Source organism: Compostibacillus humi (genome assembly GCF_014637175.1).
GTDB lineage: Bacteria > Bacillota > Bacilli > Bacillales > Amphibacillaceae > Oceanobacillus > Oceanobacillus humi.
Genome location: NZ_BMEV01000037.1, coordinates 15,151 through 31,989, shown reverse-complemented (window position 1 = coordinate 31,989; position 16,839 = coordinate 15,151). Strand labels below are relative to the sequence as shown.

Annotated in this window: 21 protein-coding genes, 2 tRNA genes, 1 other RNA gene and 1 other annotated feature (1 of these 25 only partly in view); of the genes, 1 reads left to right on the top strand and 23 read right to left on the bottom strand. The window is 43.0% G+C overall.

Annotated features, from left to right (window positions below; all coding sequences use genetic code 11):
• Positions 1-213: 213 nt before the first annotated feature.
• The 19 genes from rsmI to tadA all read right to left on the bottom strand — a co-directional run bounded on the left by rsmI (position 214) and on the right by tadA (position 12,431).
• Positions 214-1,083, bottom strand: coding sequence for a 16S rRNA (cytidine(1402)-2'-O)-methyltransferase (gene rsmI / locus IEV18_RS10570; protein WP_188392344.1), 870 nt, complete (start codon positions 1,081-1,083; stop codon positions 214-216).
• Positions 1,061-1,351 (bottom strand): GIY-YIG nuclease family protein, encoded by a 291-nt coding sequence (locus IEV18_RS10565; protein WP_188392343.1) that lies wholly within the window; start codon positions 1,349-1,351, stop codon positions 1,061-1,063. The genes rsmI and IEV18_RS10565 overlap by 23 nt, the downstream gene beginning before the upstream one ends.
• Positions 1,344-2,084 carry a tRNA1(Val) (adenine(37)-N6)-methyltransferase gene (locus tag IEV18_RS10560; protein ID WP_188392342.1) on the bottom strand — a complete coding sequence of 247 codons (741 nt, stop codon included), beginning with the start codon at positions 2,082-2,084 and terminating at the stop codon, positions 1,344-1,346. The genes IEV18_RS10565 and IEV18_RS10560 overlap by 8 nt, the downstream gene beginning before the upstream one ends.
• Positions 2,085-2,170: 86 nt before the next feature.
• Positions 2,171-2,524 carry a DNA replication initiation control protein YabA gene (gene yabA, locus IEV18_RS10555; protein WP_188392341.1) on the bottom strand — a complete coding sequence of 118 codons (354 nt, stop codon included), beginning with the start codon at positions 2,522-2,524 and terminating at the stop codon, positions 2,171-2,173.
• 16 nt (positions 2,525-2,540) lie between these two features.
• Positions 2,541-3,365 (bottom strand): PSP1 domain-containing protein, encoded by an 825-nt coding sequence (locus IEV18_RS10550; RefSeq protein ID WP_188392340.1) that lies wholly within the window; start codon positions 3,363-3,365, stop codon positions 2,541-2,543.
• 6 nt (positions 3,366-3,371) lie between these two features.
• A complete protein-coding gene (gene holB, locus IEV18_RS10545; protein ID WP_188392339.1) occupies positions 3,372-4,355 on the bottom strand; it encodes a DNA polymerase III subunit delta' in 984 nt (327 codons plus the stop codon).
• A 68-nt stretch (positions 4,356-4,423) separates the two neighbouring features.
• The gene (locus IEV18_RS10540; RefSeq protein ID WP_188392338.1) at positions 4,424-4,852 is read right to left on the bottom strand and encodes a YaaR family protein; all 429 of its coding nucleotides are present in this window, start codon (positions 4,850-4,852) and stop codon (positions 4,424-4,426) included.
• Positions 4,853-4,879: 27 nt separating this feature from the next.
• Positions 4,880-5,209: a cyclic di-AMP receptor DarA gene (gene darA, locus IEV18_RS10535; protein ID WP_188392337.1), complete on the bottom strand. Its 330-nt coding sequence runs from the start codon at positions 5,207-5,209 to the stop codon at positions 4,880-4,882.
• 33 nt (positions 5,210-5,242) lie between these two features.
• Positions 5,243-5,881: a dTMP kinase gene (tmk, locus tag IEV18_RS10530; protein WP_188392336.1), complete on the bottom strand. Its 639-nt coding sequence runs from the start codon at positions 5,879-5,881 to the stop codon at positions 5,243-5,245.
• A 16-nt stretch (positions 5,882-5,897) separates the two neighbouring features.
• Positions 5,898-7,313 carry an aminotransferase class I/II-fold pyridoxal phosphate-dependent enzyme gene (locus IEV18_RS10525; protein WP_188392335.1) on the bottom strand — a complete coding sequence of 472 codons (1,416 nt, stop codon included), beginning with the start codon at positions 7,311-7,313 and terminating at the stop codon, positions 5,898-5,900.
• An 81-nt stretch (positions 7,314-7,394) separates the two neighbouring features.
• On the bottom strand, positions 7,395-7,580 hold the full coding sequence (locus IEV18_RS10520; protein WP_188392334.1) for a sigma factor G inhibitor Gin: 186 nt from the start codon (positions 7,578-7,580) through the stop codon (positions 7,395-7,397).
• A gap of 70 nt (positions 7,581-7,650) precedes the next feature.
• Positions 7,651-7,914, bottom strand: coding sequence for a pro-sigmaK processing inhibitor BofA family protein (locus IEV18_RS10515; RefSeq protein ID WP_188392346.1), 264 nt, complete (start codon positions 7,912-7,914; stop codon positions 7,651-7,653).
• Positions 7,915-8,049: 135 nt separating this feature from the next.
• Positions 8,050-8,262 carry a YaaL family protein gene (locus IEV18_RS10510; RefSeq protein ID WP_188392333.1) on the bottom strand — a complete coding sequence of 71 codons (213 nt, stop codon included), beginning with the start codon at positions 8,260-8,262 and terminating at the stop codon, positions 8,050-8,052.
• Positions 8,263-8,278: 16 nt separating this feature from the next.
• Positions 8,279-8,875 carry a recombination mediator RecR gene (recR, locus tag IEV18_RS10505; protein WP_188392332.1) on the bottom strand — a complete coding sequence of 199 codons (597 nt, stop codon included), beginning with the start codon at positions 8,873-8,875 and terminating at the stop codon, positions 8,279-8,281.
• A gap of 12 nt (positions 8,876-8,887) precedes the next feature.
• Entirely contained in the window at positions 8,888-9,202 is a 315-nt protein-coding gene (locus IEV18_RS10500; RefSeq protein WP_188392331.1) for a YbaB/EbfC family nucleoid-associated protein, read from the bottom strand.
• 61 nt (positions 9,203-9,263) lie between these two features.
• The gene (gene dnaX, locus IEV18_RS10495; protein WP_188392330.1) at positions 9,264-10,940 is read right to left on the bottom strand and encodes a DNA polymerase III subunit gamma/tau; all 1,677 of its coding nucleotides are present in this window, start codon (positions 10,938-10,940) and stop codon (positions 9,264-9,266) included.
• A gap of 136 nt (positions 10,941-11,076) precedes the next feature.
• A complete protein-coding gene (locus tag IEV18_RS10490; protein ID WP_188392329.1) occupies positions 11,077-11,505 on the bottom strand; it encodes a hypothetical protein in 429 nt (142 codons plus the stop codon).
• A 129-nt stretch (positions 11,506-11,634) separates the two neighbouring features.
• An RNA gene (gene ffs, locus IEV18_RS10485) (signal recognition particle sRNA large type) lies at positions 11,635-11,899 on the bottom strand.
• Positions 11,900-11,960: 61 nt separating this feature from the next.
• The gene (gene tadA / locus IEV18_RS10480) at positions 11,961-12,431 is read right to left on the bottom strand and encodes a tRNA adenosine(34) deaminase TadA (protein ID WP_188392328.1); all 471 of its coding nucleotides are present in this window, start codon (positions 12,429-12,431) and stop codon (positions 11,961-11,963) included.
• Positions 12,432-12,569: 138 nt separating this feature from the next.
• On the opposite strand from tadA, the gene IEV18_RS10475 reads away from it, so the two are divergent.
• A complete protein-coding gene (locus IEV18_RS10475) occupies positions 12,570-13,865 on the top strand; it encodes a glycoside hydrolase family 18 protein (protein WP_188392327.1) in 1,296 nt (431 codons plus the stop codon).
• Positions 13,866-14,111: 246 nt separating this feature from the next.
• Here the strand turns inward: IEV18_RS10475 and IEV18_RS10470 are convergent.
• From IEV18_RS10470 to serS, 4 genes are all read right to left on the bottom strand, one after another.
• Positions 14,112-14,184, bottom strand: a tRNA-Arg gene (locus IEV18_RS10470).
• 86 nt (positions 14,185-14,270) lie between these two features.
• Positions 14,271-15,086 (bottom strand): pyrroline-5-carboxylate reductase, encoded by an 816-nt coding sequence (proC, locus tag IEV18_RS10465; protein ID WP_188392326.1) that lies wholly within the window; start codon positions 15,084-15,086, stop codon positions 14,271-14,273.
• 155 nt (positions 15,087-15,241) lie between these two features.
• A tRNA-Ser gene (locus IEV18_RS10460) sits at positions 15,242-15,334 on the bottom strand.
• 82 nt (positions 15,335-15,416) lie between these two features.
• Entirely contained in the window at positions 15,417-16,691 is a 1,275-nt protein-coding gene (gene serS, locus IEV18_RS10455) for a serine--tRNA ligase (protein WP_188392325.1), read from the bottom strand.
• A gap of 47 nt (positions 16,692-16,738) precedes the next feature.
• Positions 16,739-16,839: a binding site (T-box leader), on the bottom strand (it continues 117 nt past the right edge of the window).

The following is a 16,839-nucleotide window of genomic DNA, read 5'->3' as shown; positions in this document are numbered from 1 at the left end:
ATTTGTGTTGGTAAAAATAAACTTTTTCCACACAGAAATATAAATTCAAGTTTCTTCGATTAAAAAATACGAATGGATTGAAGGTATAACAAAGAAAATCGGTAAACTTAAAATAATTGTCCTATTTACAATTGCGAAATTTTTGGTAAAATGTATTGATATACGAGTCTAAAGAAAGTTGATGCTTGCACGGAGCACGTCAGCTTTCTTTTTTTATTTCTGATGATATATTTGATACACTTCCCGTTTCGGCATCTTCCGATCTGTGGCCACCAGTTTGATTGCTTCTTTTGGAGTTATTTCTTTTTCCGTCATATAATATTGAACGTGTTCTTCAATAGAGTATTCTTGCCACCATAATTCTTCCTCGCTGCTCGCTTCCATGCTGCCTTCAACAACGAGACAAAATTCTCCTTTTAATTGCTTGTTTTTATATACATCAATCAGCTCTTCCAAATTGCCGCGGACATATTCTTCAAACATCTTGGAAATTTCTCTGACAACGGCGATATTCCGGTTTCCAAATACGGAATAGAGGTCTTGTAACGTATCAGAAACACGATAGGGTGATTCATAAAATATAAGCGTTGCCTCGAGCGGTTTCAGCTTCTCCAACTCTTTTTTCTTTTCCTTCGGTTTTCGCGGCAAAAATCCGTAAAAATAGAAATGCTCTGAAGGAAGGCCAGACCCGACGAGGGCACATAAAGCCGCATTTGCTCCAGGCAGGACAACTACTTTTATATCCTGTGCAATCGCATCCCGGACAACTTCATAGCCTGGATCAGATATCGCTGGCATGCCGGCATCGCTGACAAGAGCAATCGAATCGCCCTTTTTTAATCTTTCAATTAATTGCTCCCCTCTCCCTCTTTTATTATGTTCATGGTAACTGATTAAAGGAGTGGCGATGGAAAAATGATTGAGCAGCTTCATTGTATTTCGAGTATCTTCTGCAGCGATGATTGTTGCCTCTTTTAAGACGTTTAATGCCCGGTACGTAATATCGTCCAAATTGCCAATGGGGGTCGGGACGACATATAAAATTCCTTTTCCATCCTTCTCATAGCTTTTCTGGATTTTCATCTCTTTTCACTTCTTTCAGCCAGTTCTGAATAAGAAGCAGCTTCCCTTTTCTTGTCAGCTGCTTTATTTCATATTCCCTCTTCAGCGCTTCATTTTTCGTCATAAACTTTTCTATATACATCAGCTGAAAAGGGCCTCTCCCTTTTGTATACTTAGCCCCTTTACCTTCTTCATGTTTTTGCATCCTTTGTTCCAGATTATTCGTATAGCCGGTATAAAGGGTGCCATCTTTGCATCGCAATATATAAACGACATGTTGCTTATCCATATATTATTTCCTCAGCTTCCTTCGTATATGTTCCGTCCTCCTGATAAATATAGAGCGGCGGCAAAATTTTCAGGTCAGGCTTGCCGTCGCGGATTCCTTCAATAAGCAGCATATTTGCTTCCTTTCCCTGTTTCGGGTAAACGAAGCGGATTCGCTTCGGTTCGAGGCGGTATTTGCGAAATAAAGCAATAATATCGACCAATCTCCCCGGCCGATGGACGATTGCTACTTTCCCGCCGGGCCGGACGTGGAGTTTACACGCCTTAACCACATCTTCCAGCGTACAATATACTTCATGGCGGGCGATGGTCAAATATTCGTTTTCATTATACTCCGTTGCCTTCGGTGTTTTAAAATAGGGCGGATTGCAAGTAACAGCATCAAAAGTACTATGGCCAAGCACTGGAAGCATTTCCTTTAAATCCCCATGAATGACCGATACTTGGTCTGTAACTTTATTCAGTTCCATGTTTCGCCTCGCCATATCGTAAATCCGTTCTTGTATTTCCACTCCGGTAATATGCGCCTTTGTCCGTTTTACTAATAATAACGGAATAACCCCGTTTCCGGTACATAAATCCAATATTTTGCCCCTTTTTATCGGAATGGAGGCAAAATGGGCAAGCAGCACCGCATCTAAGGAAAAGGCAAAGGCAGTCGGGCTTTGGATAATTTTCATTTTTTCGTCTGCCAATAAATAATCCAGTCGTTCATCGTCATATAGCTGTACCATTGTCATTACTCCTATTGGTTGTCCTATTTCTTGTTTTGCTCTATTATGGCAAGAAAGCTGTCCCAAACCGAGACAGCTTTCTTTTATTACTTCGTCTTTTTATCGAAAAACTCCAGGCAAAATATACAATCTTGATTTTGCCTTGGACTGCCAAATTCCAAATTACAAATATGAAACCCTTCATCGTACAATCTTGCTAAATTATCATAGCCCTCGCTTGGAAATTTTCCCTTTCTTTCCTCAGAGGAAACATCTTTATTGTCTGAATCCTGTTCCATATTTTCCAAATGGATGCGCAAATGGTGATTTTCCATTTCCAGCCGGTGATTTTCCTCCAATAATGCACTTAGCTGGTGCTTGATTTCTCCGAGCTGCTCGTACAATTCACCAATTTGCTTTTCCATATCTGAAACTTGATCAAAAATTTCCCGCTTATTCACGGCCACTCACCCCAAATTAATCTGTGGCTTGCACTAAAATTCCTTCCTCAATAAGTTCATCCAAGGTGTATTCAATGACACGTTCCTTTGCAGGTATTTCAATTTGAATCACCCGCTCTAAAATGTTCAGTCCGACTACTTTTCCGTCTCCGTATGGTGTATGTATCTCTTCACCAAGGTCTGGCAGCTGGCGTTTCGCTGTTTCATAATCATCATTCTCATATTTTAAGCAGCACATTAATCTTCCGCACAACCCGGAAATTTTCGTAGGGTTTAAGGAAAGGTTTTGATCCTTTGCCATTTTAATGGAAACTGGCTCGAAATCTCCTAAAAACGTTGAACAGCAAAGCGGTCTGCCGCAGGGGCCGATGCCGCCGATCATCTTCGCTTCATCCCGGACACCGATTTGCCGCAGTTCGATTCGGGTTTTGAACATGGCTGCTAAATCTTTGACAAGGTCGCGAAAGTCGATTCGTCCATCAGCCGTGAAATAGAAAATAATTTTATTCCGGTCAAACGTATATTCCACATCCACCAAATTCATTTCCAATTTATGTTCCTTAATTTTTTCGTTGCAGATGTCAAAGGCTTTTTCCGCTTCCTTCTGATTTTCCAGGACGGTTAATTTATCCTTTTCATCTGCTACCCGGATGACTTTCTTTAGCGGCAGGACAACATCTTCTTCATCCACGATCTTATTCGTCACAACGACCTTGCCAAATTCAATTCCCCGAATTGTTTCCACGATGACATAGCTGTTCAGCGGAATTTTATCCTCTCCAGGGTCGAAATAATATATTTTACCCGCCTTTTTAAAGCGGACACCGATCACTTCTATCAAACATAATCACCTCTGTATTTGAAGAGCCAATTGTTCAAACACGAAAACAGGCTGAACATTCTGCTTCAATTTTCTTTTTGCATGTAGAATCTCATGCAATATCATTGTCACTTTTTCTTGGGAAAAGACAAGAACTGCTCTTTCCAATATATCTTTGCCCAGAAAAACCTGATCCTCCTTTAATCCGATATGTTCATACAATATATCTTTAAATGCCAAAAGCATTACATCTAGTCCCTTCTCCTGCTCCCCGCGGTCTTGAAAATGGGGAATCCACTGGTCATGGAGAAATAAATACACATCTCCGCTATTATTTAGGAACTTTTCTAATAATTGTACCACTAATCTCCTCGTCTCTGCAAACCAACCATCTTCATGCCACGTTTCCGCTTCCGTTAAATTATTCGTTAACGCACTGAAAAACTTCGCATTGTCTTCATCCATTCCTTGATGCACGAGCCGCTTCTGGAGCATTTTTGGCTGTAAAGGTTTCAGTTCGATGATTTGGCAGCGGGAACGGATTGTCGGCAATATCGACTGGCCGTTTTCCGTTAGCATAATCGCCGTCGTTTCCCGGCTCGGTTCTTCCAAAAATTTTAAAATCCGGTTTGAAGCATTAATCGTCAGCGTATCAGCGTCCTTAATTACGTACACTTTCCGGTTCGATTCCAGACCGGTATACACAAATTCCTTCTGCAAGTTTTCGATTTGCTCCGTTTTTATCGATTTTCCGTCCGGTTCAATCCAATGGACATCGGGATGGTTACGGGAGTCGATTCTCCGGCAATGGACACAATGGTGACAAGGCTCTGCTCCCTCTTTTTCTTTACAAAACAAAACCTTCGCCATTAACAGGGCAATCGCTTCCTTCCCTGTTCCCCGTTCCCCGTGCAGCAAATAGGCATGGGAAATCCGTCCCTTTTTAATGCTATTCGTTAAAATTTTTTCTGCCAGCGGCTGTATTTCCCTGACTTCCGACCACGTGTTCATTTTGCTTCATCTCCAAAAATGAGAATAGGAAATCGACGAGTCGATTTCCGTAATCATTAAAATTGCAATTACGTATATAAATTAATCAGCAAACCTTTAATTTCACCAATTAATCCGAGAATTTCCACTGTCTTTTTCTCTTCATCCATCACTTGTTCCGTAAGTTCCAGCAATTTTTCGTCCACTTCTTTTACAATCGCCATTTTTCTGCTTCCATACATCCCGAAACTATGGTTTTTTTCCAATTGATATCCGCCTGCAACTGCAACTTGGAGAAACTCTTTAATTAGCCGTTTAAATTTTGCCAAATCCCGAAAGGTACGGGATCTTGCTAATTTATCCCCTTGGACAGTAATATTTTTCACCATTTTCTCCAGCTCTTGCTGTTTTGCTTGGTGAACTTGGGACGCAAGGGCTTGCTGAAACGCTTTCGGATGATTCGCTTTCCGCTGAAATGCTGTTTCGGTTTTCGTTTGTAAATCGCTCGTAATTTTCATGTACCCATGTCCCTTTCCATACCTTGCTTAAAATTGATAGAAGGATTCTACCGGCAATACAAATACCGTCGCGCCGCCTACTTCGACCTTTACCGGTTTCGGAATATAGGAATCGGCGCTTCCGCCCATCGGTGATATCGGGGCGACCATTTGCTCCCGCTGGGAACAGTTATCTTTAATAATTTGCAATACGTCATCGACGTTTTCATCTTTACAGCCGATAATCAATGTCGTATTTCCTTCTTTTAAAAACCCGCCTGTCGATGCCAGCTTAGTCACTTGAAAACGCTCTTCTCCCAAAGCCTGCAGGAGTCGATTGGAATCTTTATCTTGAATGACGGCCATAACTAATTTCAATTTCCGTCTCCTCCCTTCTTCAATTTATTTGAATCAGGATACGTCTATTTGCAAATAGGACAATACAACTTTAAGCACTTCCTGTTCCACTTGTTCCAGCGGCCGGTCCGCATTTATCGTATAAATCCGCTCCGGAAACTTTTTTGCTAATATTTGATAGCCTTCATAAACCCGCTCGTGGAAGTGAAGGGTCTCCACATCTAAACGGTTTTGTTCTCTATTTATATTCGCCGAAATACGTGCTAATCCCTTTTCCGGTTCGATATCGAAAAATAAAGTTAAGTTGGGCATGCAATGCTGAATGGCAAAACGGTTAATTTCCAGCACTTCTTCCATGCCAATTCCCCGGGCGTGCCCTTGATAAGCTAAGCTGCTGTCAATAAATCGGTCGCATAGAACAATTTTCCCCTGTTCCAGCGCAGGAATCACTTTTTCCACAAGGTGCTGTCTCCTCGCAGCTGCATATAACAGTGCTTCGGTACGTTTTTCCATTTCAGTATTTTTCTTATCGAGGATAATGTTCCGTATTTGTTCTGCAATCGGGATTCCTCCAGGCTCCCTCGTCTGAATTACGTCTAAACCAATTGCTTTTAACTTTTCCATAATGGAGTGGAGAACGGTCGTTTTACCGGCACCCTCGCCACCTTCCAAAGTTATGAAATGTCCGTTCACACCCGATTCTCCTTTTCTATTTAAAAATCTTGACGCCTCTATGCCGCTGCTGAAAGGATACTCCTTCCGCTTCCAATTGCTTTATGACACGAATATGCTCTTCTTTGATTACCTCCCCTTTTATTACGAGAGGAATTCCTGGCGGATAAGGGATAATTGCCTCCGCTGCTATCTGTCCAACTCCCTCTTCTAGAGGGACTGAATCGTACGTATATACATTCATTTTAGCATAGGACAAAGCCAATTCCTGTATCGGTTCAGCAAATAGCTTTGTTGCTTTTATTGTAGCATGGATTTTCCTATTTTTTAAATAGTCCCCGGCACTCTCCACTGCCTTTTTTAACCGGTCCAAATCTGGAAACGGCCGTAAACCATGGATAAAAAGAATTTGTTTGTCCGTCGTTAATTCGGGATATATTCCTTTTTGGGCAAATATCTCGGCAATATCTTTCACCGGCCAGCCTTCTTTAGCCTGCAGCGTAATTTTTAACGGATCGTCAGTCTCTGTTTGCGGGAGCACGTCCCAATATGTGGATTCGGATAAAATGTGTCTTACCCTTTTAACGCTTTTTAAAAGAGCATCCATATCCCTTTCGGAAAAATTCGCCAAATAATAGCGGGCTAAATCTAAAGAAGCCATCAGCGGATAAGATGGACTGCTCGACTGGATCATCTGCAAGTAATGGGCAACCTTTTCCTTCGATACGAACTTGGAATTGACATGCAAATAGGCCGACATCGTCATCGCCGGCGCCATTTTATGGGCAGACTGGACGACTATGTCTGCACCTAATGTTAATGCCGATGGAGGAAAAGGTTTTCCTAAAGAAAAGTGGACTCCATGGGCCTCGTCTACTAAAACCGGAATTTCATGTCGATGAGCGAGTTCTATCATTTTCTTCAAAGGGAAGGTTTGGCCAAAATAATCAGGATAGGTGACGATAACCGCTTTTGCTTCCGGATATTTGCGGATTGCCTTTTCCATAGTTTCATAGCTTGGGCAGGCATATCGATTCGTCCGCTCATCAAATTCAGGAGCGAGAAATACCGGCTTTGCCCCTGCCAATTCCAGCCCGTTCATAATCGACTTATGGCAATTTCTTTGGACAATCACATAATCGTCCGCCTTGCAGGTGGCCAAAATCATTGCCAAGTTCCCGGAAGTGCTCCCTCCTACGAGGAAGAACGTTTCCTCTGACTGAAAAAATTGCTTTGCTAGTTGCTGAGCCTGAGCGATGACTCCTTTTGGTGCATGCAAATCGTCCAGCTCCGGAAGCTCGGTCATATCCAGCTTTAAGAGGGGAGAATAACAAGTGGCGCCATGTTCAGGGAAGACTTGTCCGTTTTTATGGCCCGGGACATGGAATGAAAGCGGGTTACCGCTTGCGAATTGCTGTAGTTTGGTAAAAAGGGGGGTTTCTTGCTGATTCATCCGTCTATCTCCGTTTCTAAATAAATTTCTCTTCTTCTATTTAAGGGCATAAAAAAAGTCTTTGCAAACAAAGACTCATTTCTATGAATATAATTTTGACTGCCGAACTGCTTTCAGCTTGCGCACGTAATATTGGTATTTTTCTTCTCGCGGTTCCGTATGAACCATATTATATTCACACTCGGAACAGATAAACAAGTTATATAGATGAATGCCTTCTTTTTTCTCTTCTTCACAAATGCCGCACCGTTTCAGCTGCTTGTCCATTCTCCAACACCTCCGTTAGAAATTAGTATCTCCTAATCTAACGGATTCTATACAGGGAAACTTTGAAACTTTAAATAATAAAAAAGTGGATAGCTGCTAATGAGGCGACCCCAAATAAGCCTAAAAATCCGGCTATGATTGCGGTAAACAGATTAATAGGGATATGCAGTCCAATTGCGCCGCCAAATACGTTGATGAAAAATAAGAGCAACACACCTATCCCCAGCTTCACGATTCCCTGTCCAATCCATCGCATCGGCTTGATCGGCGTACCGACAAATAAAAGAATTAGAATTAAAACAACAATTATAGATATTATGATGGTCGAATTCAATTTCAAACCAGCTCCTCTTTCTTTCTCTTGTTAATCCATATGATGGACAGGTCAGAAAAAGAACTTGAAAACGTAAAAAGCAGGAGACCATTTTCTCCTGCTTCTATCATAAATCTATAAATCTAGTATACAGAGTCAGCGAAGATGGGCACTCAGTTTGCGCACCCGTGCCTCCCTTAATAGAAACATATATTTTGCTTCTGCTAAGGCTACTTCCATTTGTCCGTGCATGGTCGGCTCAATGCTCCGTCTAACAATGGATTGAATTTGTTTCCATTCCTTTTCCAGCTGATAGAGCGTTTCTAACAATTGGCGGTCGACTTCTTTCTTTCTTACTTTTTTTGCCATTTTTTCCTCACCTATCCTATATTTCTCTTCTTCCTTCCAGTGCTTTTGATAGAGTCACTTCATCGGCATACTCCAAGTCTCCGCCTACTGGCAGTCCGTGGGCGATTCTTGTCGTTTTGATGCCGGATGGTTTCACGAGGCGAGAAATATACATGGCGGTGGCTTCCCCTTCAATATTCGGATTCGTCGCCAAAATGATTTCTTTTACTTCTTCATCCTTTAGCCGGTTAAGCAACTCGGGAACTTTAATATCCTCCGGGCCAATTCCGTCCATTGGGGAAATCACCCCATGAAGCACGTGGTATTTCCCGTGATAATCCTTCATCTTTTCCATCGCGATGACATCCTTCGGATCTTGGACGACGCATATGACCGAATTATCCCTCGATGTATCGGAACAGATGACACAAGGATCCTGATCGGTAATATGCCCGCAAACGGAACAGTGGGATAATTCCCGTTTCGCATGGACTAGCGCGTTGGCAAAGTCCATCACATCATCATCATTCATATTGAGAACAAAAAACGCCAGTCGGACTGCCGTTTTCGGTCCGATTCCTGGCAATTTGGTGAAACTGTCAATTAGTTTCGAAATCGGTTCAGGATAGTACATGCTGTCTCACTCCTAGAATAATCCAGGAACATTAAGTCCTTTCGTAAATTGTCCCATCGTTTCGTTCGTTTTATCGTCCACTTGCTTTAGCACATCATTTGTTGCTGCCAAAATTAAATCTTGAAGCATTTCTACATCGTCTGGATCGACGACTTCTTCTTTTATTTGAACGTCGACAATTTCTTTTTTCCCATTGGCAACGACCGTAACCATACCGCCGCCTGCAGTGCCTTCAAATGTCATTGCAAATAGTTCTTCCTGGGCCTTCATCATTTTCTTTTGCATTTTTTGCATTTGTCTCATCATATTATTCATATTTCCTTTCATGGAAATACCTCCTTTTCAAAAATAAAATGTTTTGGGGGAAATTCCCTTAGAAATATTTCCCTCAATCTTCATGAATTTCCACTAAATCCTCGCCAAAAAGTTTTTTCGCTTCTTCGACAATCGGTTCGTTGGCTGTTTCCTTCGTCTCCTTATCCTGTTCCTGGATATAGGAAGTTCGTAATTCCTGCCAATTTTCGTTTGGAATCGGTATGACCCGCACCTGTTTTCCTAACGCGGCAGAAAGAATCGATTCCACCGTAGTCCGATGGTCAAGAAATAAGGAGCAATGAATTTCGTATTTAAAAGCGACGATTATCGTATCATTCGAAGCGGCCGCCGGCTTGCTGTCCTGAATCGTTGCATGGGCAGGAGCATTGACAGATTTCAATTTATTTAAAAAGTTTGCCCATACTGACTGTACTTGGGTCAGCGCTTTTTTCTCTGCCTGTCCTAAAACGAGCCGGATTTGTTCATAAGGAACGTTGTAGCTGGACTTTTTCGGCCGGGCAGGTCTCCGCGTCTCTTTTGGTGCCTGCGCCGGAACAGCGGCAGGGGTTTCTTTCAATTGCTGAAATTCCCTTTCCATCGCCATTAATTTTTCATTCATTTGCCGGATTAGCCCGGAGTCAAAGGAAGAAGCCTTTTCCTGCTGTTCATGCTGGCTCGTTATTTGCAGAATCGTAATTTCAATAAACACTTTCGGATTATTCGTCCATTTTATTTCCTGCTGGCATTGGTTTAATCGGACGATGGCATGCTGAATCCATTCTGGGGAAACTTTGTCCGCCAATGCACGGAAGGATTCATCGGCTCGTGCCCGTTCCAGCATTCCTTCCAATGTTGGCGCGCTTTTGTATAAAAGCAAGTCCCGCATAAAATAAATCAGGTCATAGACAAACCGTCCCGGATCTTTTCCGTTCTGAATCAAAGTATTCAACAATTGAATTGCCTGTTCCGTATTTTGTTCCGCCATGGCATGAACTATTTCGGAAAGGACGTTTTGGGAAACTCCTCCGGTTACTGCAAGGACATCATCAATTCCTACCGTTTCTTCGCTGTAGGAAATCGCCTGGTCCAAAATACTTAACGCATCCCGCATCCCGCCATCGGCAGCAAGCGCGATGGATTCAAGCGCTTCTTCTGTAATTGCGATGTTTTCATGTTCCACAATCGTTTTCATTCTCTCAATCATCGCTTTATTCGTTACCGGCTTAAAGTCAAAACGCTGGCAGCGGGAAAGAATGGTTAGCGGAATTTTGTGGGGTTCGGTTGTCGCCAATATAAATACGACGTGTTTCGGCGGCTCTTCCAACGTTTTTAAAAGCGCATTGAACGCGTTGTTGGAAATCATGTGCACCTCGTCGATTATATATACTTTATAAGGGACGACGCTGGATGCATATTTTACATTTTCCCGAATCTCCCGAATATCGTCTACACTTGTGTTGGACGCAGCATCAATTTCAATGACATCCGAAATAGATCCGTCATGTATCCCTCTGCAGGCAGCACATTCGTTGCACGGTTCCTTAACTGGCGCATGTTCACAATTGATTGCCTTGGCAAAAATTTTTGCAGCACTTGTTTTCCCTGTGCCTCGAGGACCGGAAAAAAGATAGGCATGGGAAAATTTCTTCTGCACGATGGCATTTTGCAATGTCCGGGTAATATGGGTCTGACCAGCCATATCACCAAATTTTCTCGGACGCCATACACGGTATAATGCTTGATAGCTCATAGCTTCCAATCTCCTCTACAATCTAATTTCCATTATACCCGATGGAGAGGGGAATTGTGAACTAAGAGGATAGGAAATCGGAAAGTTCCTTCATCCGGCTTTTGCAAGGATATAACGGACTGAATAACTGGGGTTTTTAAAGTAAAGGAGGGATATCTAAAGCTTTTATTATCGTATCCATTTTTCGTTGAAATGTGAAAAAATACATGTTATTTTCATCATCAAATATAAGGATATGGGGCTTTTCCTCTTCCGGAATAATCAGGATTACTTCATCAATCAGGGCATTTATCCATTTATTTTCCAGTTGGACAGGCGGCTCTAAAGGAATTCTGATCATATATCCTTGATCTGGTATTGGATTGAGTTTTTTTACTACGCTATCAGCTGTTTTTAATATTTTTTCAGCCTCTGACTGGATAGTCGGATTCGTCGGTATTGTTTTGACGATTTTATTTTTTCCAATATGGAATAGTTCAATGTTCTTAACGGCTTCTCCGTTATCTGTAAATAGGAAAAAGAGGAAAAAAAGGGGAGCTGATGAAAGCATAATTTTGCGTACCACTCATATCACCTCGGTTGTAGCATTGCCGAAGCAGCTTTTTTCATGCTTCATCAGACGCTGAAGACAATAAAAAAACGCTCAACCGTTACGGAGCGTCCTTGTTGCAGTGCAATTTGCTTTCTATGTACACCGTGCACCCATTGTTGATGAAACAACCCTATGCGTTACTTAAGTTCATGGCTCAGCCCAGGCTTCCCTGCGGCACACAGAAATGACCACTTACTGCTGCTTCCTTCCGGACCTGACAGGGTTCATGGGTTTCTGTTGCGCAGGACCTGAGCGTCAGCACCAATCCCTTAAGGCAGACCATAACGTTGCCCACCGCGAATGGGAATTCGGCCTCGCTATAGCGGATTGCGAGTACAGGGCACCGCTACCTCCCCGCTTAGCACGGTAGTTCTTATTATAGCGGCTTTAGGCTGATTTTGCAATGGAAATAAAAGTAAGAGTGAAGCTCAAGCTTTGTTCTTCTTTTTCCGCTCTCTCAGCTTGCGGAAAAAGTTAGTCAAAAGCTCCGAACATTCTTTTTCCATGACGCCATCAGTAACTTCCGTCTGATGGTTAAACCGTTCTTCCGTCAATAAATTCATTAACGTACCAGCACAGCCGGCTTTCGGATCTTTTGCACCGTATACGACCCGCTTAATCCTCGATTGGACAATCGCGCCGGCGCACATCATGCACGGCTCCAAAGTAACATATAATGTACAGTCTTCCAGCCGCCACGTACCTAATTTTTCATTCGCCTGTTGAATGGCAACCAGTTCCGCATGGGATAGGGTATGCTGTGTCGTTTCCCGCATATTATAACCAGCTGCAATAACCTCATCTTCGTATACAATTACTGCACCAATCGGCACTTCCTGATATGCCAACGCTTTTTTTGCTTCATTGATTGCCAATTGCATAAAATGTTCGTCCTTCATTTTTCACAACACTTTCTCCGTTATCTTTTTCTATCTTAATCCCGATTCAATCCTGTGGCAAGGGCAGATTTAGTTCATCGGTATATCTCGGCCCTCTTGCTCATAAAGTGTAGTAAACAAATGAATGGAGGAAAAAAAGTGCAAATTCATGTTGTTTCTCAAGGGGAATCGCTTTTTTCCATCGCCAATACATATTCTACGTCAATGCAAAACATCATTGACGCCAATGAACTAGATGCACCTGATAATCTTGTCGTCGGCCAGGCATTAGTTATACCGATAGTCGGACAATTTTACTTCGTCCAGCCTGGAGACAGCTTATTTTCGATAGGCCAGCGTTTTGGAATCCCATATACAACCCTTGCCCAAGTAAACAATATTCCTGTCAACCAGGTGCTTCAGCCCGGCCTTCGTTTATATATTCCCCAACCGCAAACAAAACCGCCAATTACTTCGAATGCATATGTCGAGCCTATTGGGGATACGGTATCGGAAACATTGGAAAATGCGGCTGAAAAGACAAGTCCTTACCTGACGTATTTATCCCATTTCAGCTATCGTGTCAACCGGGACGGTACCCTTTCTCCGCCGCCAATCGGCAATTTGCGGCAAACGGCGGAGGCAAACAATACGGCCCTTGTCCTCGTCGTTACGAACCTGGAAGGAGATACATTCAGTACAGAACTGGGACATATTATCTTAACGGTACAGGCGGTGCAAAACAATTTATTGGATAATATTGTGAATGCGGCGAAAGCAGGCGGTTTTCGCGATATTCACTTTGACTTTGAATTTTTGCCGCCGGAAGACAGGGAAGCTTACAATGCATTTTTACGTAAGGCAAAGGAAAGATTATCCCAGGAAGGATTGTTAATGTCCACCGCCCTTGCTCCGAAGATAAGTGCAACCCAGGAAGGTATCTTGTATGAAGCCCACGATTACCGGGCCCACGGGGAAATTGCCGACTTTGTTGTTCTCATGACCTATGAATGGGGCTACAGCTATGGTCCTCCTATGGCCGTATCGCCTATTAACGAAGTTAGACGGGTCGTTGAATACGCCATTACAGAAATACCGCCAGAAAAAATTTTGCTTGGGCAAAATTTGTACGGCTATGATTGGACTTTGCCTTTCGTGGAAGGCGGGCCTGCCGCCAGAGCTATCAGTCCGCAGCAGGCAATTGCCATCGCCAGGGAAAACAATGCTGTCATTCAATATGACGAAACGGCACAGGCACCATTTTTCTTCTATACGGACGCAGAAGGAAATAATCATGAAGTTTGGTTTGAAGATGCAAGGAGTATTCAGGCAAAATTTAATCTGATCCGTGAGTTAGGTTTATTGGGGATTTCCTATTGGAAACTCGGGTTAGCTTTTCCGCAAAACTGGCTGCTATTACAGGATCAATTTAATATCCGCAAATTGGAAAGCTAGTATACGTTTAAAAGCATGCCGATCATCGGCATGCTTTTTATTCTCCTTCCACTGTAGAGTTATCTCCCGCCGAGGGCGCGAATTCCCGGGATTTTAAAAGATGCCGCCTCTTCTTTCCGCTTTTCGTTTTCGGAATGGAATCAACCACTTCCATTTCTTGCGGTGTTTTATGGGAAAGAAATCGGCAAAAAAAAGCAAATAGACAAGCTATTTGCCAATCCTTCATATCGATTTGTAAATAAATAACGGCCCCGAGAGGATTCGAACCTCTGACACATGGTTTAGGAAACCATTGCTCTATCCCCTGAGCTACGAGGCCAATTTTTAGACCGACAATATTTATTATACATAATCATAAAAGGAATGAAAAGAAGGAATTATAGGACGGAAAAATAATCCGTTTCTTTACTTTCTGCCTAACTGTTCCGAACGTTCCTTCGCCTGTTTAATACACTCGCTTACAACCCGCTGAAAATGATGGTTTTCCAGCACTTTTATTCCTGCTTCTGTCGTTCCTTGGGGACTTGTAATTTGTTCCCTTAACCGCTCTGGCTCTTCCTTTGTGATTTGCAGCATGTGTCCAGCGCCAAGGACTGTTTGGATAACAAACTTCCTTGCTAACTGATTATCCAATCCTAACTCGATTGCTGCCTTCTCCATCGCTTCCACCATGTAATAAATAAATGCCGGCCCGCTGCCGGAAAGAGCCGTTATTGTATGCATATCCTTTTCAGGCACGACGGAAGTTATTCCTACCGTTTGAAATAAGGCACCAGCTAATTCCAAATGTTCCTTCCCGGCATATTTTCCGGAACTTAAAGCAGTGGCAGCAAAACCGATGGATGCTGAAGTGTTTGGCATCGCACGGATTACCGGAACCGGCCTTTCGATTAGGTCGGCTATTTGTGCCGTTTCTACTCCGGCAAGGATTGATATAATCATCTGTTCATCACGAACTTCCTTTTTCCAGCTGTCTATAGCATCGTGAAGATCATAAGGCTTCATGGCGAGCAAAATGATATCGGCAAATTGGATCGCTTCCGAAGCATCGGTCGTATATTTTACGTCATATCGTTTTGCCAGTTCCTTTAACCGGTCTTCATTTTGGCGGTTTGTCACAATAATTTGTTCACTGGCAACTATTTTTGCCCGCAAGATTCCCGCTATAATCGCCTCGGCTGCAGCTCCTGCTCCGATGAAGGCTAATTTTTTGTTCAACATTATCCCACCTTGCACTTGAAGATATGAAAGAATAGCTTCAGACATACCGTTCTACTCTGTTTTTTGTACTATAGAATGTGCACCATCTTTTGTCAAGGGATGGTTTATCCAAAATAAAAAAAGCCGTTACCGATGTAACGACTTAACTTTTGTGATGGAGGAGGTAGAGGGATTCGAACCCCCGCGCGGTTTGACCCGCCTGTCGGTTTTCAAGACCGATCCCTTCAGCCAGACTTGGGTATACCTCCCTTTTCGCAGAAATTAATATAACATGTCCATCTTTTCTCTGTCAACTGTAAGTGCCAAAGGGAAATCCCTTTGGCACTCAAATTATTTAATCACTTCTTTTCCGCCCATGTACGGACGCAATACTTCAGGAATTACGACCGAACCGTCTTTTTGCTGATAATTTTCCAATATGGCAGTTACTGTTCTGCCGATGGCAAGTCCAGAACCGTTTAATGTATGGACAAATTCCGGCTTGCCGTTCGGCTCTCTGCGGAAACGAATTCCCGCCCGCCGTGCCTGGAAGTCTTCAAAGTTCGAACAGGACGAAATTTCCCGATATACGTTTTGGCTAGGAATCCAAACTTCAATATCGTATTTTTTCGCTGCCGTAAAGCCTAAATCTCCGGTACACATGCTCATGACCCGATACGGCAGACCTAATAATTGCAGCACTTTTTCCGCATGGCCCGTTAATTGTTCCAACGTTTCATAAGAATCTTCCGGTTTGACCAGCTGCACCAATTCTACTTTGTTAAATTGATGCTGACGGATCAACCCCCTCGTGTCCCTTCCAGCCGAACCTGCTTCCGAACGGAAACAGCCGCTAAAAGCAACAAATTTTTTCGGCAAATCTTCCGCCGATAAAATTTCCTCGCGATGGTAATTCGTTACGGGCACTTCTGCTGTTGGAATCAGGAAATAATCCCATTCCTCAATCTTAAAGGCGTCTTCTGCAAATTTCGGCAGCTGGCCAGTGCCAACCATGCTATTGCGGTTCACGATATATGGAGGAAGCATTTCTTCATATCCATGCTCATCGGCATGAAGGTCCATCATAAAATTCATCAACGCCCGTTCCAGGCGTGCCCCCAAACCTTTATAAAAGACAAACCGGCTTCCTGTTACTTTGGCTGCCCTTTCAAAATCGAGAATATTCAAGTTGGCAGCAATGTCCCAATGGGGCTGTATTTCAAAGTCAAATTCCGGGATTTCGCCCCATTTCCTCACTTCCACATTATCTTCTTCATCTTCCCCGATGGGAACACTTTCATGGGGAATATTCGGAATCGACAGCATGATTTGTTCCAGCTTTTCTTCGATTTCCTTTAATTCCTTGTCGTATGCCGCAATTTTTTCTCCTACTTCCCGCATTTCTTTAATGGCAGGCTCCGCATCTTTCTTTTCCCTTTTTAGTACCGAAATTTGTTTCGACACTTCATTTCTTTTCGCCTTCAAGTTTTCCGATTGGCGAATGAGCTCCCTTCTTCGCTCATCCAATTCTCCGAAGTGTTCAAATTCATGTAAGTCTTCTCCGCGGTGGGCCAGTTTTTCTTTAATTTCCTCATAATTGTTTCGCAAATATTTCATATCGAGCATTTCGAATTCCTCCTTTTATTTTGAAATTAAAAAACTCCCGTCCCAAAGAAAGGGACGAGAGTTGATTTCCCGCGTTGCCACCCTAATTGAAGAACTAGTCTTCCGGCTTTCCAAGTGTTAACGGTGCTGTACCGGATTTGCCTACTGG

What these genes read in the sequence shown, in the direction of transcription:
- rsmI (WP_188392344.1), bottom strand. Translation starts at nt 1,083, where the DNA reads ATGAAAATCCAGAAAAGCTATGAGAAGGATGGAAAAGGAATTTTATAT.
- IEV18_RS10565 (WP_188392343.1), bottom strand. Translation starts at nt 1,351, where the DNA reads ATGGATAAGCAACATGTCGTTTATATATTGCGATGCAAAGATGGCACC.
- IEV18_RS10560 (WP_188392342.1), bottom strand. Translation starts at nt 2,084, where the DNA reads ATGGTACAGCTATATGACGATGAACGACTGGATTATTTATTGGCAGAC.
- holB (WP_188392339.1), bottom strand. Translation starts at nt 4,355, where the DNA reads ATGAACACGTGGTCGGAAGTCAGGGAAATACAGCCGCTGGCAGAAAAA.
- IEV18_RS10540 (WP_188392338.1), bottom strand. Translation starts at nt 4,852, where the DNA reads ATGAAAATTACGAGCGATTTACAAACGAAAACCGAAACAGCATTTCAG.
- IEV18_RS10525 (WP_188392335.1), bottom strand. Translation starts at nt 7,313, where the DNA reads ATGAATCAGCAAGAAACCCCCCTTTTTACCAAACTACAGCAATTCGCA.
- IEV18_RS10520 (WP_188392334.1), bottom strand. Translation starts at nt 7,580, where the DNA reads ATGGACAAGCAGCTGAAACGGTGCGGCATTTGTGAAGAAGAGAAAAAA.
- IEV18_RS10510 (WP_188392333.1), bottom strand. Translation starts at nt 8,262, where the DNA reads ATGGCAAAAAAAGTAAGAAAGAAAGAAGTCGACCGCCAATTGTTAGAA.
- recR (WP_188392332.1), bottom strand. Translation starts at nt 8,875, where the DNA reads ATGTACTATCCTGAACCGATTTCGAAACTAATTGACAGTTTCACCAAA.
- IEV18_RS10500 (WP_188392331.1), bottom strand. Translation starts at nt 9,202, where the DNA reads ATGAAAGGAAATATGAATAATATGATGAGACAAATGCAAAAAATGCAA.
- dnaX (WP_188392330.1), bottom strand. Translation starts at nt 10,940, where the DNA reads ATGAGCTATCAAGCATTATACCGTGTATGGCGTCCGAGAAAATTTGGT.
- tadA (WP_188392328.1), bottom strand. Translation starts at nt 12,431, where the DNA reads ATGAAGGACGAACATTTTATGCAATTGGCAATCAATGAAGCAAAAAAA.
- proC (WP_188392326.1), bottom strand. Translation starts at nt 15,086, where the DNA reads ATGTTGAACAAAAAATTAGCCTTCATCGGAGCAGGAGCTGCAGCCGAG.
- serS (WP_188392325.1), bottom strand. Translation starts at nt 16,691, where the DNA reads ATGCTCGATATGAAATATTTGCGAAACAATTATGAGGAAATTAAAGAA.